The sequence below is a fragment of the Vibrio sp. 1078-1 genome (genome assembly GCF_033340475.1).
Window position 1 is genome coordinate 1 of sequence record NZ_JAWOWM010000386.1, and the last position, 680, is coordinate 680.

At 47.1% G+C, this 680-nt stretch carries 1 protein-coding gene; it reads left to right on the top strand.

All coding sequences use genetic code 11. The features are described 5' to 3' along the window. Positions 1-680: FtsW/RodA/SpoVE family cell cycle protein (locus R7190_RS27725; RefSeq protein ID WP_318137913.1), on the top strand; the 680-nt coding region annotated here is incomplete at both ends.

Here is a 680-nt window from a genome sequence, read left to right on the forward strand (position 1 = left end):
ATGAAGCCAATCATGGTGTTTGCTTTCTTCGCCGTCTTGTTACTTGGTCAGCCGGACTTGGGTACCGTCGTTGTAATGCTGGTTACTCTGTTTGGCATGTTATTTATCGCGGGCGCGAAGCTAACCCAGTTTTTGGCCCTGATGATTGCAGGCATTGGCGCTGTCGTCGGTTTGATCTTGGTAGAACCGTACCGTATGCGCCGTGTTACTTCGTTTCTTGACCCATGGGAAGATCCGTTCGGTAGCGGCTATCAGTTGACTCAATCTTTGATGGCGTTTGGTCGCGGAGAATGGTTTGGTCAAGGGTTAGGGAACTCAATTCAAAAACTGGAATACCTACCAGAAGCGCACACCGACTTTGTATTTGCGGTATTGGCTGAAGAGCTTGGTTTCGTCGGTGTTGTTTTAGTACTGATGTTGATTTTTAGCTTGGTACTTAAAGCTGTGTATATCGGCAAACGTGCTTTTGAAGAAGGCGAGATGTTTGGTGGTTACTTAGCGTTTGGGATTGGTATTTGGTTTGCGTTTCAAACCATGGTCAATGTGGGCGCAGCCGCTGGTATTGTTCCAACCAAAGGTTTGACGCTTCCACTAATCAGTTATGGTGGTTCCAGTCTGATTATTATGTCCGTTGCAGTGTCCATATTGCTGCGTATCGATCACGAATGCCGCTTGAAACG